The sequence below is a fragment of the Agriterribacter sp. genome (assembly GCF_035497235.1).
Lineage (GTDB): Bacteria > Bacteroidota > Bacteroidia > Chitinophagales > Chitinophagaceae > Agriterribacter.
Genome location: NZ_DATJEB010000032.1, coordinates 95754 through 111571, shown reverse-complemented (window position 1 = coordinate 111571; position 15818 = coordinate 95754). Strand labels below are relative to the sequence as shown.

Annotated in this window: 7 protein-coding genes; all 7 read right to left on the bottom strand. The window is 43.0% G+C overall.

Annotated features, from left to right (window positions below; all coding sequences use genetic code 11):
* Positions 1-4: 4 nt before the first annotated feature.
* The 7 genes from VL121_RS09290 to VL121_RS09260 all read right to left on the bottom strand — a co-directional run bounded on the left by VL121_RS09290 (position 5) and on the right by VL121_RS09260 (position 15758).
* Positions 5-415: a GxxExxY protein gene (locus VL121_RS09290; RefSeq protein ID WP_325404488.1), complete on the bottom strand. Its 411-nt coding sequence runs from the start codon at positions 413-415 to the stop codon at positions 5-7.
* 160 nt (positions 416-575) lie between these two features.
* Positions 576-3338, bottom strand: a complete 2763-nt coding sequence (locus VL121_RS09285; protein ID WP_325404486.1) for a DUF1553 domain-containing protein — start codon at positions 3336-3338, stop codon at positions 576-578.
* A 227-nt stretch (positions 3339-3565) separates the two neighbouring features.
* A complete protein-coding gene (locus tag VL121_RS09280) occupies positions 3566-5518 on the bottom strand; it encodes a glycoside hydrolase family 97 protein (protein ID WP_325404484.1) in 1953 nt (650 codons plus the stop codon).
* Between the two features lie 154 nt (positions 5519-5672).
* Entirely contained in the window at positions 5673-7346 is a 1674-nt protein-coding gene (locus VL121_RS09275; protein ID WP_325404482.1) for a RagB/SusD family nutrient uptake outer membrane protein, read from the bottom strand.
* Between the two features lie 20 nt (positions 7347-7366).
* On the bottom strand, positions 7367-10492 hold the full coding sequence (locus VL121_RS09270; RefSeq protein WP_325404480.1) for a SusC/RagA family TonB-linked outer membrane protein: 3126 nt from the start codon (positions 10490-10492) through the stop codon (positions 7367-7369).
* 571 nt (positions 10493-11063) lie between these two features.
* The gene (locus tag VL121_RS09265; protein ID WP_325404478.1) at positions 11064-14381 is read right to left on the bottom strand and encodes a tetratricopeptide repeat protein; all 3318 of its coding nucleotides are present in this window, start codon (positions 14379-14381) and stop codon (positions 11064-11066) included.
* A 30-nt stretch (positions 14382-14411) separates the two neighbouring features.
* On the bottom strand, positions 14412-15758 hold the full coding sequence (locus VL121_RS09260) for a sugar porter family MFS transporter (protein WP_325404476.1): 1347 nt from the start codon (positions 15756-15758) through the stop codon (positions 14412-14414).
* Positions 15759-15818: the final 60 nt, after the last annotated feature.

The window sequence follows — 15818 nt, the reverse complement described above, 5'->3', positions numbered from 1 at the left end:
ATTCTTATGGCAGATCGGCGTATAATTGATTTACAAAAGTCTTCTGTCCTTCTTTAAATATATTAGTACAATTAAAGTTAATCAGTATTCCTTTAGGCCGGTTCATCAGCTTCATGTAGGTCAGCAATTTTGCATCGTATATTGCTATTAAATATTCAACGGCTTTAAGCTCTACTAATATCAGATCTTCCACCAAAACATCTAATCTTAATTGTGTTTCAAGTCGCAACCCCTTATAAAACAGAGGAATCCATATTTGTGTTTTATGATTAAGCCCCTGCAGGGATAATTCTCTGATAAAACATTGTTCATATACGCTTTCCAATAAGCCAGGACCTAATTGCTTATGTACCTCAATGGCGCATCCTATAATCTTATAGGTGAGTTCATCAATATACTGTTGGGTGTTTTTCATTATGGTGTTTTTTAGGTTACCATTTTTTTCTAACACATAGGATCATAGGCACATCGGCACACATAGGTTTTTCTCTCTTCTACTGTGTCTATGTGGTCAATGTATTCTTTAACACATAGGATCATAGGCACATAGGCGCACATAGGTTTAATCTCCCCATTTAATTCTTGGTCACAAATTCATCTAAGTTAAGCATAGCGTTTGCCACAACAATCAGGGCCGCCTTTTCAGGGGTATTGTGTCCTGTATCCATACCTATCATTTCACAGGTCTTCTTTTCATCCTGTTTAAATTGCTGTAATGCCTGCTGATATAAATTCACTAAAGGTTCAAGTTTTTCTTTGGTGATGGAACTAAACATTGCCATTTCATAGCCTTTGCTGATCTGCTGCCGTTCATCACTGCCCCCTGCCTGTTCCATCCTCGCAGCAAAATGCCGCGCCATTTCAATAAACCCTTCATCATTTAAAGTAGCCAGGGCCTGTAAGGGCGTATTGGTTCGTATTCGCCTGGCAACACATACTTCACGCGCTACGCCATCAAAGCTCAGCATGGTGGGGTACGGCGCTGTGCGTTTCCAGTAGGTATATACCGCACGCCTGTACTGATCTTCTCCCGTACTCTTCTCCCATACATTTCCATCATAAGGTGATAACCATATACCAGCTGGCTGATAAGGCATTACACTTTTACCATACATTTTCGGACTTAATAACCCCGATAATACCAAAGCCTGGTCTCTAATCTGTTCTGCGGATAGCCTTATCCGTGGCCCACGGGCATAATACCTGTTAAAGGCATCTTTCTGGAGCATTTCAGGAGTAACTTTAGAATCCTGCATATAGGTAGCCGACATTACAATGGTTTTGATGAGTTTTTTCAGGCTCCAGTTATACTCATTCATCAGTTGCCCCGAGAGCCAGTCTAACAGTTCCCTGTGAGTAGGTTCAATACCTTGCGATCCAAGGTCTTCGAGCGTTTCCGCAATTCCCTGTCCCATAAGTTGCTCCCATATCCTGTTTACAATGGTTCTTGAGGTAAGAGGATTTTTTTTATCCGTTAGCCACATTGCCAAACCCAGGCGGTTACGCGGAGCTCCCTCCGGCATCGGATTGAGCGATTCGGGTACATCAGGCTGCACCTCATCTCCCTTTACCATCCAGTTTCCTCTTTCAAATACATGCGTAGTGCGAAACATATCAGGAGGGTTCTCCATCAGGATGGGAGTAACTACCGGCACGGAAGTACTCATTAAATCGTTAAACCAGGTATAGGCGCTATCATATCCCGGCGCCCCGCCACCAGGAAAAGAAGACGTAAAATAAAACCAGTCGAAATACACCAGGGTATGTTCATTTGTTTTTTCAACACCGGGGTTAGTATACGTAAAATACAGGTCGTGAACGCCATCTACCCCGCTAAGGTCTACCCTGCCAATATTCCATCCCTGCGATTGGGGGATAACGGTAGATGCCAGCACCGGTCCGCCGGGCTTGTCTAAATGAATCGTCCATTTACCCTTATCAACTCCAGAAGTATAGCGATAACGCAATACATTTTTATGGGTAAGATCAATACCGGGCAAACGGCTAACCGCGTTGTTCCGTAACGCCAGCCTGGTATCGGAAACCGCACTGTTGACTAATTTATCTGCCAGATGCGCATTAACTGCGGGCTGCCATGTTTTAAGAAAGCTGATCAGTTCGTGTGCCTTTTCCCGGGTTGCATTTTGTGCTAACCACCCTTTCAGCTTCTCAAATTTTATATTATCCTCCGCACCAAATTCACGCAGTTGCGGATAATCGCCTGTTACATCCTCGTCCCTTGTATTATTAAAGAATGCCATGAACTTATAATAATCTTCATGCTTAATAGGATCATAAGGATGGCTGTGGCACTGTACGCAGGCGAAGGTTGTACTCAGGAGCGTTTCCCATGTAGTATTTACCCGGTCAATAATAGCGGCTGTTCTAAATTCTTCATCATCCGTACCGCCTTCGTCATTGGTCATAGAGTTGCGGTTATACGCGGTAGCAATCAATTGTTCATCGGTAGCGCCCGGCATCAGATCGCCCGCCAGTTGTTCCGTTAAAAAGCGGTCGTAGCCCATGTCGCTATTAAACGCTTTGATCAGCCAGTCGCGATACCGCCATATGGAGCGATAGCCATCTTTTTCATATCCTTTGCTGTCTGCATACCGGGCTAAGTCCAGCCACATGGAAGTCCATTTTTCACCATATTGCGGCGAAGCCAAAAGCTGATCAACCAGCTTTTCATATGCATCTTCACTGCTATCATTTAAAAATTGTTCTGCAATAGCCGCGGATGGAGGAACACCGGCAATATCAAGACTAACCCTTCGCAAAAGGGTTGCTTTATCAGCCACCGGAGAGGGTTGTAATTGCTGTTCCTTTAGTTTATCAAAAATGAAATGATCAACATCATTTTTTACCCAATCATTTTTGCCGGAAAGAAAACCCCAAAAGCCGGAAGAAGCATCCGGTACCTCAACGGGCTTTACTGCTACATAAGCCCAGTGGTTGCCCCAATGTGCGCCTTCCTTTATCCATTGCCGTAACATATCAATTTCTTTGGAAGAAAGGGGGGCATGATGATAGGGCATTCTTTCCTCAGGATCTTTACTGGTAAGCCTGCGCATCATCTCGCTGTTATCCGGATCACCGGGAATGATCGGAAATTTGCCGCTTTCCGCCTTTTCCATTGCTTCGGAACGGAATAAAACGCTGAACCCGGATTCCTTTTTCACCCCGCCATGACAGGTGATGCATTTTTTATTGAACAGGGGCTTTACTTCCGTATTATAATCCACCCTTTTGTGACCAATAAGACTGGTGGTTGCAACAAGGGCAACAACGAGTGTGCCGGTAATAAGCAGTAATTTTTTATTGAGTTTGATTTTCATAATGGCAATGCACGTTCTTTATAATAAGCTCTAAGGTACGAAATATAAAAAATGAAACACACTACGATCCGCCATATTATAACGGGGCGATACATGTCAGCATGCTTTAACACCCAAACTTATTCCTTTTGCTTCTCTTTTCCAATGTACTAAACGTGGATAATAATGAATTTTCCCACTTTAGCGGAAGCAGGCCTGCGGTCTGTTCTGCCCCGATGGCTATTTACTTATTTTTCCAGAGTGATCCGTGCCAGCCACCCACCTCCTGGCGCCAGTTCAAGCTTCAAGATTTCTCCGGCATTGATTTGCCGCCGGGACAGCTTATAATCAGTTGCCGCAGTGCCTGCATTAATTCCATCTTCAATTATTTCTATTTGGTATTTACCTGGCGCTAGAAAACCTGTAGGCAGTTCTATAGTTCGCCGGTCGTCATTTGTTATTGCCCCTACATGCCATTCGGTGCCGGACCTCCGGGCCAGCACTGTATATTTGCTGATTTTGCCCATTAAAAGTTTGGTTTCATCCCACTCAACAGGTATCCTTGCCAGGAAATCGGTACACTCTTTTTCGCGGTAGTAATCAGAAGGCGAGCCGGGCAGCATGGTCATAGGGCTATGTAAAATGATAAATAAAGCCATTGCGTGAGCCCGCGTACCCCATCCCATCGGGTAATCTCCAAAATGCCTGAAATTATTTTTGTTTCCGTTGCGCATAGTGGCAGGAATATAATCCATGGCACCGGTAAACATGCGGATATAGGGCAAAAGATTGTGGTGCTCAGGATTGTCATTATTGGATACACCGCTTTGTTCAAATTCAATCAGTGCTTCCCGTGTCAGCACATTCGGATATTTACGGCTTAAGCCACAAGGTTTGTAAGCACCATGAAAATTAATCACCATCTTTTTCTCCGCGGCTTTGCCGGCAATGGCCTCGTAAAACTCTACCATCTGCTGATCATCGCGGTTCATAAAATCTGTCTTGATACCTTTAATGCCCCAACGTTCAAATTGGTCAAAAGCTTCCTGCCATTGATCTCTCAATGTATTCCAGATCACCCATACCATTACGTCTACCCCTTTGGCTTTGGCATAAGCAGTAACTTCTTCCATATCTAAACCGGGAACCGCGTGCAGCAAATCATCTTTGCGGCTCCACCCATCATCAAAAAGAAAATACCGGAATCCTTTTTCAGCACAAAAATCTATGAAGTATTTGGCTGTTTCGGTGTTAACGCCTGCTTTAAAATCAACGCCATAAATATTGTTCTTACCCCACCAGTCGAACATAACCACTCCAGGCCTGATCCATGAAACATCCTTCAACTCAGTAGGAGAAGCCAGCAAATAAACCATATTGTTGTTGATTAGCCCGGCTTCCCGGTCTGCAACAGCAAAAATGCGCCACGGATAGTTTCTCTTACCGGCTACTCTTGCAATATAATCGTAGGTTTCCCCCACCTGTCCGCTGGAGTAGCGACTCTTCGTATTTACCAGCGTTTTGGGATAACGTGGATGAGTAGCCGTAATTTGCGTCTTTCCGGCCCCCTTTACCCACAAGCCCGGGTAATGGTAAAGGTCCGATTCAGTGATCATTACAAACTTACCATTTTGTTTTTCAACAAGAACGGGCAGGTTGCAAAGCCTGGCGGGATCTAATTCGCCCAGCTTTTTAAATTCATAGGGCTGCTCATACGCCGAATGAAAAGATTGCTCCGACTGGAAGCGTATTGAATCATCTTCCCGGAATTGTATATTCAGGGTTTCCTTAACTATTGTCAAACTGTCTTTGGCAGTAGTAGAAAAACGATAAGCCAATCCTTCGTTGAAAAGCCTGAATGTTAATGCGTGTTCCGATTTGAATGTCAGCACCAGTTCGTTATATTCATTCCTGTATGTTTCACTCTTCTCTTTTACTGCCGGTTTAACATCTTCACTTATAGCATTGCGCTTTGCTTTCTTCACCTGCGGGGGTACTGCTTTCGTTTGACCGGTAACCATACCCAGGTCTGACAGGCTTAGAAGAATATCTCCTTCTTTCGTCATTTTTACGCTTATACCCTGGCGGTTGCTTTCAATTTCAGCCGACAGTTTTTTGTCAGGAGACATCAACACATATTGCTGCGCGTTGCCTGCAACACAAAAAAGACACAGGAAGCACCCAATTAAAAAATATTTCATAACACGAGAATTTTTATAGTATCATTTATCTGCCAGTTGCAGCAGCATATCAACTACTGTTCAGTCAGCCAATTAAATTATGTCTGCATATTATCATGAAATGTGAGCGATGAGATGAACTTTCACATCTCACCGCTCATGTTTGATCAACTGCCTACCATCCCGGATTTTGTTTTAATTCAGGGTTTATTAAAATTTCTTTTGTAGGTAATGGCGCCAGGTAATGCTTATTGGGATCAAACGATCTTCCGGAAGCACTTTCTACAATAATAAACCCATTGGCATCAGTTCTGGTTTGCCAGCTTGCATCGGTATAAGGATTTCTGTCCTGGCCTTCCACCACAATAGGATTGGCCCAGGGCGTTCCAACAATTTTGATTCCCTTCACATCCGTTGGAAGCTCGTTTTCCGCTGTCTTCCACCTTCTCAGATCATCATATCTAAAACCTTCCAGTGCAAGTTCTACGGTTCGCTCCCGCCTTATTTCCTCCCGCATATCCAATCCATTGGCATTTACAAAACTATTGGACAATTCAATCATATTAACCCGCTGACGGATCAAATTTATTGATTTATTGAGGTCTTCATCACTAATGGCGCCATTCTTTTCAAATGTTGCTTCTGCATAAATAAGAAGTACTTCTGCATATCTTAAAATATGACGGTCATAGCCATACCCCAGACCTGGCGACTCGTTGGAAGCCGCATCTTCAGACAGGAATTTATAAGTGGTATAACCCGTATTTGCATTACGTTGAGGATAAAAAGGCCAGGCTTCTGCAGGTTGCGGATACCAGCACTGTGGAATAGCTGTGCCGGGAATCACAATAGTCATGGTCATTCGCGGATCGCGCTGCTGAAACTCGGAGCCTGTTTGATCGTAGCCTTTGAATAAAGGCGACTTTGTGACAGGCAAACCATCTGCACACAAATACATATCTGCTAATTTTTTTGTAGGAAGGAGATGTCCTTCTCCGACAACACCAGGGAAATTATAGCTGGCAATCTGCATTTGGTAGCGACGATCTAATATCGCTTCAGATCCATCATCCCCTTCCTCAATAAAAAAGTACCGGTAGCTCTGCGAACCTTTCGCAGTAAAAAGCGAATATTCTGAACTATTCATAACCGTTGTTGCCGATTCAATGGCAATATCCAGGTAACCGTTTGCACCGGCATCGTTCCTGGATTTCCCCCAGGTACCTTCAAATAACGCTATCCTTGCCTTCAGCGCATTGGCAGCGCCTTTGGTGACCCTGCCGACATCACTGCCTGACAATGCACTTTTTTCAGGTAAGTCATTTGCGGCGTCTGTTATATCTTTTAATATAAAATCTACGGTCTCTTTCCGTGCAGACCTTGGAGCATATAATGCCTCATCATTAATATCCAGCTCACTGGTAATAAGAGGTACCTCTCCGAAATATCTATACAACATCCAGTAGTTATAAGCCCTGAAAAATTTGGCTTCACCCACAAATTGTTTCAACGCCGAAGCAATAGGTGACGCTGCCGCTTTTGCTATGATCTTATTGCAACGCCGGATATAGATGTATGCATTTGTCCACCGGCTGTCATTTTCACTGGTTTGATAAGTTCCGTTACTAACGGAATTGGGTACATCGTAAGCAATATCCGATTGCAAATCCAATGTATTAAATGTTTCAAGTGAAGAATACAGGTTATTAGCTGCCAGCTTAAAGTCGGCAGTCGTATTCCAGAATGTGGCATCGGAAATAGCGTCTTTAGGTACAAGGTCCAGCCCTTTATTACATCCTGTTAATAGCAGGATTGAAAAAATAAATGCATTAAAATATGTATGCTTCATGATACTTAGAAGTTAATGGTTTAGAATTTGATATCCAGTCCAAAGGAAATTACACTGTTAAAAGGATAGGTCTGCTCATCAGAACGTTCCCATGTTTCTTCAGGATTGAATGAATTGTTCCATGTATCCTTTGAAAAAGTAAGGAGATCCTGCCCGGTAACATATACACGAACATTTTGCATTTTAGCTTTGCGAACTAAGGTTTGAGGTAAATTGTAAGCTAAGGTTATTACCTTAAGTTTAAGATAAGCAAGGTTGTTCATGCGCATGGAAGAATATCTCCAGTTCCAGTTTCGTATCCCGTCAAAACCAACTGCACCGGGTATAATACGGGGGTATCCTGCATCAGTGTTCTCAGGTGTCCAGTTCTTGCCATAAAAATATTCTAAGGGTTGCATCCATACTGAGGTGAAAGGAAAACTAAATTCTCCTGTTCTGATACCTTGCCGTTTTCCGATCCCCTGTAAAAAGATACTCAGATCAAATCCTTTGCAGGATACACTGATGTTTGACGAATATACATACCTGGGAAGCAGATTTCCAAGATAAACCATATCGCCCGAAGTGCCTTTTGCAGCATCACCAAAAGCAGTAATCTTGCCATCACCATCCACATCACTGAACATTACATCACCTATTCCCAGGTTGGCGGGCACATTACCTAATTGTTTGTAAGCTGTTAACTGTTCTTCATTTTGAATAATTCCATCAAACTGGTAGCCAAAATAAGAATTCAGTGAATAGCCTTTCCGTGCATAAATCAACCCTTCTCCGTAAGCATCATTTCCTTTCAGTTCTATTAGTTTGCTTTTACTATCGCTCAGCATAGCTGAAACGCTATACCTGAAATTTCCTGCCTGATCATTCCATCCTATAGAAAAATCCCACCCTTTTGTTTCTAACTTACCAATATTTTGGGTTGGTGCAGATCCGCCCAGCGTTGCAGGTAACTGATCATTTACCAGCATGTTCTTATTGTTCTTAACGTAATAGTCAAAGCTTCCGGTTAATCTTGAGTCTATAAATGCAAAATCTATACCCAGGTTCTTTGCTTCAATGGTTTCCCAGGTACGGCTTTGTGAAGCAATGCTGGACACCGCGCCAGGCAAGCCTACATTAGGTGACCCCATAGGATAGGCGCCAGAAATAGAGATCAGAGAAATATAGTCGTAGTTTCCAAAACTCAATTCCTGGTTTCCCGATTGCCCCCATGATAACCGGGCTTTAAGATTGTCAAAAACATTCAGCGATTTAATAAAACGCTCTTCTGATAAATTCCATGCTACCGCTACAGACGGGAATAAAGCACTCCAACGCTTGCGTTCAGCAAATTTTGAACTGCCGTCCATCCGTGTAGTAAAGTCTACCAGGTACTTTCTGTTGAAAGAATAGCTAAACCGGCCAAAGTATGATTGCAAAGCCCAATCAGACGCACCACCGGTGAAGTTGGCATACTGTGTTTTTGTTCTGTCTGCAAGGTTTAATGTAAATATTTCATTGCTGGCAAAATTATACCCCGTTATGGACTGTCCCTGGTAATCGCTCACCTCGCGGGAAGCGCCTGCCATTACATTCACCCTGTGTTTACCTGCAATGGTTTTATTATAATCCAGGTAAGCGGTATAATTCTGGTAAAGATTCCTGGAATTGGCAAACAAAGCGCTATTCGGAACATTTACAATATCAAAATTGGTTCCATCCCAATTATGTTGCGCGAATGTAGGGCGAGTTTCCTTCCTTTCACTGAAATCTACAGTTACACCTACCTGACCTACCAATAACAAATCGTTGAGTAACTTAAGGTTTCCTTTTAAGTTAGTAGATAACCGGTAGGCATTATCCTTATTTATGCCGGCTTCCTGAAGATACTGAACAGGATTTCTAAAACCGCCCTGGTACTTATAAAGCTGTCCTAATGGATTATACATGGGAACGTAGCTGCCCATCTGGTTTACAAAATATAATATGCTGCCAAGCGCAGTGGGGCTAACCGTAGGCTGGTTCTCAAAGCTGGTTCTTGTTTCGATATTTATCTTATCGGAAATCTTAAAATCATAGTTCATGCGAAGGTTATAACGGTCGGACCGATTTTCGCCGTGTTTGAATACTCCTTCGTTCCTTTGATATCCTGCAGAAAAAAGATAAACGTTATTGTCGCCACCCCCGGATATACTGATATTATGCATTTGCTGAACGCCTGTTCCAAATACTGCATCAATCCAATCGTGCGACTGATAAAATCCGGGGAAATTCTCCAGGTATTTCAACCATCCTGTGGGATCAGGCTCCGCATTGTTCCTAATTTTTTCAAACACCTCTTCAGAAACGCCGGGCTGGTTCACGTTTCTCATACCTTCATCATACATCTCAGCGAGTTGCAAAGTGTTTGTTCTCTTCTTTAAAAACTGTGGTTTCTTTATTCCGTAATTACCGGAATATGAAACAGAGGGTGCTCCTTTTTTACCCTTTTTTGTGGTAACTATTATTACTCCATCGGCGGCACGTGCACCATATATAGAAGCCGCGGCATCCTTCAACACAGTGATTTCTGCAATATCGTTTGGATTAATGAGATTGAGATCTCCGGGAATGCCATCTATTAAAATCAGCACTTTACTACCACTTACCGAGGAGGCGCCGCGTATTTGCGCGGTATAGTTCTCAAAGCCCGGCCTGCCGCTTCCCCTGGTAACGGTAACTCCGGGCAAAGCGCCCTGTAACGCATTCATGGTATTGGTAAGCGGCCTGGTTTCAAACGCCTTACTGTTTACTTTAGACACAGCGCCGGTTAATTCTCCTTTTAATTTAGTTCCGTAACCAATTACTACCACATCACTCAACTGATCCCTTATTGACAGGCTTAATGTTACCACAATGTCCGACTCATTTATTTCCACAGGCACCGACTGGGGTTCATAACCAACATGCGAAACATGTAACACTACTTTTCCTGCCGGCACTGTAATTTTAAATTTACCATCAGCATTAGTGATTGTGCTGGTTTTACTGTTTGTTAAAGCTACAGTAGCGCCAATAAGAAAAGCGTTGTCTGAAGACCGTACTGTACCCCTAATCACTTTCTGGGCGTACGCTCCACTGAAAGCAAAAAAGGCAAATAGCAACATAAGTAATAGTATCTTTCTCATAAAAAATGTTTATTGGAATGATTAATTATAACGACTTGCATTTAATTTGGTGCTCTTAACAGTAACACCCGGTAAAGGAGTTTTTTTAAAAAATTGTTCCCTGCATAAGTATAGCAGGCGCTGAAAGTATTTGCCGGTGATTTAAAAAAATAAATACTATAAATAATTTGAGAGAAAATAAAAAACACTTTTGTAAGCACAGCAGGTACTGTTCGGCAACATGGTAAAGCTATTATTCATACTGGCAATTTTACGTTTTGGAATAATTATGTAAATAGTTATAACGCGAAAACGAAATTAAAAATCACCGTAAAATAAAGACATGGATTAAGCAAGGAATATGATGGATTTTTTTACGGGAGATAGCTGAAAAGATAACAGCACCTGAAAAAGAAAAGACACGGGCTGCAGGGTGCATTCAAAATTAACCGGGCTGGCGTAGCAGCAAAACATGAGGATATACCCTGGACTTTTAGCCACAGATGCGCAGATTAGATCTGCGCATCTGCAACAATTTCCGGATGGAAGGGTATATATAATTATTTAATTATTGCATTGCTACCGGTGAGGCTTACTTGCAGATTTCTAAATGTACATTGGCTCCCTGGTGACTGATGTCTATTTTTATTACCGCATTAAAATGGGCAACCGCCTTTTCTGTTTCTCCCATGCCCGCATAGCCCAGTGCCATTACATAATGACAATGAAGCCTGTTGCGCATATTTAAATCATCGTTAAATATTAAAAGACCCGGCAATGAAACAGCGAAATAATCCATCTTCACTTCATCATGCATATGCTGTTCACCATACCCGACCAGGCGGTTAAACCTTATATGCGCTTCTTCCGCCCGCTGCAATTTCAATAAGGCTAATCCCTGGTAAAATATTTTATCCGGCTGGGCATCATTATAATATATAGCCGCCGCGGGTTCGGCTATTCCAACAGCGGCTTCCATCCAATATTTTTCCGCGGCAGCTTTATTATTCATGTATTCATGAGCAATCCCTAACCAGTAAAGAATATCATTTTCCTGTATGCCCGGCAATTTCCCTTCTCCCAGGTTTTCCGGATACACCCGGGCTTCTTCCAAAAACTGTATGGCATCCTGAAACCGCTGGCCCGCTATGGCTCTTTTAGCAAGTCCAAGCTTCAACTGCACATACTGACCGGTTATCTTCCCTTCTCCGCCTTCCCACGGATGGAACTTCCTGTTGTTTAGCAATCGCATTGCTTCCTCATATTCTCCGCGTAAATTGTAAAGCGTTACCAGTTCAATGTAGAGATCATCCCTTTGCAACACCAGTTGAAAATACTGTTTTAAAAAATGGAAACGCCTGTCCACTCCATAGTTCATCTTTTTGTATAACTGATCCAGTTCAAATAACACCCTCGCGTCTGAAGTATCGGCAAGAAACGCTTTTTCAAAATATTGCAGTGCTTTTTCTTCCTGGTTAAGCCGGTTGTAGCAGGCAATACCCAGGTTGCGCATAACGGATGCGAAACGGTCATGTATACGGTATGATCTTTCCCAGCAATCTATCGCCTCGCTGTACTGCCGCTTATCATACCACAAATTTCCCAGATAGTATAAGACCTTATAATCTGCAGGATTGGCCTGCGAAATGTATTTCAGCACAGCAATATCTTCCAACCGGTTAGGAAATACACGATCCGGACTTTGGGCGAAACCATTGTCGGCCCAGTATTTTGACGCTTTATGATTACCGGATAAAAAATAGTAGTAAGCTATATAATAAGCATTGAGGGGGTGCAGTGCAGTGCTTTCATTCAATAATAAAAAAGCGATCGCTTCTTCGTACCGGCCGCACCAGGCATAATCAATCGCTATCTCTATAAAGGTATGAGCATCATTACGCAGCCTGTGTTTTAGCTGCGCCAGTTGCAAATCCGCTTCGTTGCTGTGTTGCTGTATTTGCAGTATGAGGAAGCGCTCATAAGACGAGCCAAAATCAAAAGCATCTGATTGCAGGGTTTCCACGGCAAAGGCTTTAGCCTCATCCAGCCTGTTCATATAACGAAGCAGGATGGTTTTCAGATGCCGCGATTTAATCCCCCGGTTATTGCGCGCCAGTGATTTTTCAATAAACAAAAAACTCTGCTCTATATTATTCTGAGCCAATTCCATCCTTGCCAGTTGCAGATAGCCATTATCCTGCCAGGCGGCATTCCAGCAACTTTTAAAAAAACTTTCGTACGCTTTTTTCTTTTTATCCTGGTATAAAAAGCTTAGCCCAAGATTATATAACGGTTCTCCATCATAGGGATTAGGATTGTGTACAAGCAGAGATGCTACTGCTACCTGGAAATGAGATTCCGCTTTCGCAAATTGTCCCCTGCGGAAATACCAAAGCCCGAGCGCGTTGTTGTTTCTGATATCTGATCCATCTCTCCGTAATGCTTCTTCGTAATAAGGAACAGGAGAAAAGGTGGCATGGCGGTATTGTTCCAGGTGCAACCCCGCCATATACAATGCTTCATTGGTTTCCATATCAGCAGGATCCTTTAGTGGTTTGGCAGGATCCGGAACAGCAGCGGCAATGGCAGGCATAACAGGCACATAGCTCACCAGTACTTCTCCACTTTCGCTTTTTACAATAACTTGCAACTGCTGAAGTGAATAGGCTTCAGGCAAATCAATGCTTTGTTCAAAAGCTGTTACAGGCGATAAGCTGGCTGTTGCTTCAAAAAGCATCATACCTCCCAGTAAGAGCTGTATGGAGATATTGCTTCGAGCGGAAGAAAGATATACTTTCAATACCGCTTTATGATCTTTCACTTCAAGGTTTATCAGCGCGTCCTTCGTTGCGTTCTTTACATTTCCTACAGCTTTATAAGGCAGAAAATACTGCCTGAATGATCTTTCTTCATTGGGCATAATCCAGCCAAAGTCCGGCTGATTATCGGTAAACACGCCGGTCATTATTTCCAGGTAAGGACCATCTTCGTCTGTAAGATGCCTGTCCCAGGCTTTGCCAAAATCGCCGCAGCCCCATGTCCATTGTTTTTTACCCGGTGAAATATGATGGTCGGCTACATGCAGCAGTCCGGCCTTTTTAACATGATGATACCCACCCACAAAATCAAATTCCGAATTAACCGCCATGTAAGAAGTTGGTACCGGAATATGCTTATACCAGGAAATATCCGTACCGGGCGAATAATCTACTTTATAATAGGTGCCCGTGGCAACCGGGAAAGAAGACACATCTCTTTTACCATGGTCGTACACCGCGTGCACGTCAGGCGGAAATATGGATTGATAATGCTCATCTGCCGCTACTGCCGGATTTGCCCACCACAAAAATGTTTGTGGCAATGCCGTGCGGTTGTATAGCTTACCGGTAACTTCAATATATGCTTTCCCGGGGTATAACCGGAAACCCGCCATCCCTTTGGTGTGAAACATTTTTTCGATTTCACTTACCCACACCGTTTTACTGCCATCGTCATGTTCTTCAAAAGCATAATCAATAGGTTCAAAGGTACTTGGGCGATGGTGCTGCGGCCAATTAAACTCTATACCGCCCGAAACCCACGGGCCTGTAAGCCCTACCAATGCCGGCTTTATTACCTGATTGTAGTAAATAAAATGATAGTTATTTGTTTTATCATACGCCATTTGTATACGACCACCAAGTTCAGGCAGTATCATAATTTTAAGATACTCATTTTCAATATACAGGGCTTTGTATATTTTGTCTTCTCTATCATCAAAAATTTTATCAATCACCGCATTCGGATATACCACACCGCTGCTGCCCTGGTACACCCTTTTTTCCAGGAACATGGGGTGCTTATCCGGCTCACCGGTTTTGTATGTTGGGATGGTTATTAATTCTTCCCAGGCTCTTACTGCGTTATTCATAGTTGATTGTATACTTTTACAAAATTATTATTATCCATGTCTGCCCATCACTCCTTCCATTTCTTCCAGCGTTTTTCCTTTTGTTTCTTTCACCTTTTTCCAGATAAAGAAAAAGCCCAGCACACAAATGGCGGAATAGATATAAAATGTGTTGTCTTTGAACGTTTCAAACAATACAGGAAATGTAAAAACCAGTATAAAGTAGGCCGCCCATAAAAAAAGCACGGCAATGGCGGTGGCGGCGCCCCTTATTTTATTAGGGAATATTTCGGAAATAAGTACCCAGGTAACCGGGGCTAACGACATGGCATACGTGCCGATAGCTGTTAACAAAACCCAGGAAACATTTTCAGAACCTGTAGCCAGCAGCTTCGCTACTATTATATAAAGAACAGCCAATCCTCCTGCGCCAAACAGCATTAACGGCTTACGTCCTATTTTATCTACCAGCAGCATAGCCAGAACTGTAAATACTAAATTTACCCCACCAATGAAAACCGTTTGCTTTAGCTGGTCATCCTGGCTGGCGCCAATACTTTCAAAAATTTTTGGAGCGTAATTGAACACCGTGTTAATACCGCAAAGCTGCTGAAACACGGCAAGTCCTATGCCTGTTAGTACCGCGGGTAAAAAAGCCTTCCTTAAAGTCGAACTATAACTTATTTTATTTATTCCTGCCAATGACCTTTTGATCCCGGAAATTGAAATATCTGCGAATTGTTTACCACCAATTTTATTCAAAATCCTGCTTGCCGTATCCGCTTTATTATTCTGCACCAGCCATCTCGGGCTTTCGGGCAAAATAAATATTCCCAGCAAAAAAAGGATTGACGGAACGGCGCCTAAACCAAACATCAACCGCCAGGAATCATCGCCGTTATTACGCAGCCAGTAGTTAACCAGGTTGGTAATTAAAATGCCCAGTACAATCGTAAGCTGGTTGATAGCTACCAACCTCCCGCGCCAGTTTGCAGGGGCAATTTCCGCAATGTACATAGGCGATAGCATAGAGGCCATGCCTACCCCAATACCGGCCGTACATCTTGCCGCAATAAAAAAATCTCTTCCCGGCGCAAATGCCATAGCCAGCGATGACACCGTAAAAGTGGCAGCGGCTAATAGCAGCGCCGGCTTGCGTCCGTATTTACCCGATACTTTGCCGGCTATTAAGCAGCCAACAATAGCGCCCAATGCCAGGCTGCCTGTTGCAAAGCCTTCCCAATACGCATCTAACCCAAATTGCTTCTGCAAAAAAGGTAAGGCGCCGGCAATAACAGCAAAATCAAACCCAAAGAGATAACCACCTAAAGCGGAAATAAACGAAATGCCAACAATATATCCTGTGTTAAATTGATGAGGTTGCAAAGGCTTAAGCATTAAGTTATATGAAAGGGTATCTTTTCAAACATATACAGCACAAATATCCTACTGCATTTA

Bases quoted from the DNA above. Each gene is read 5' to 3' on its own strand.
- VL121_RS09265 (WP_325404478.1), bottom strand. From the start codon at position 14,381: ATGAATAACGCAGTAAGAGCCTGGGAAGAATTAATAACCATCCCAACA.
- VL121_RS09290 (WP_325404488.1), bottom strand. From the start codon at position 415: ATGAAAAACACCCAACAGTATATTGATGAACTCACCTATAAGATTATA.
- VL121_RS09275 (WP_325404482.1), bottom strand. From the start codon at position 7,346: ATGAAGCATACATATTTTAATGCATTTATTTTTTCAATCCTGCTATTA.
- VL121_RS09280 (WP_325404484.1), bottom strand. From the start codon at position 5,518: ATGAAATATTTTTTAATTGGGTGCTTCCTGTGTCTTTTTTGTGTTGCA.
- VL121_RS09285 (WP_325404486.1), bottom strand. From the start codon at position 3,338: ATGAAAATCAAACTCAATAAAAAATTACTGCTTATTACCGGCACACTC.
- VL121_RS09260 (WP_325404476.1), bottom strand. From the start codon at position 15,758: ATGCTTAAGCCTTTGCAACCTCATCAATTTAACACAGGATATATTGTT.
- VL121_RS09270 (WP_325404480.1), bottom strand. From the start codon at position 10,492: ATGAGAAAGATACTATTACTTATGTTGCTATTTGCCTTTTTTGCTTTC.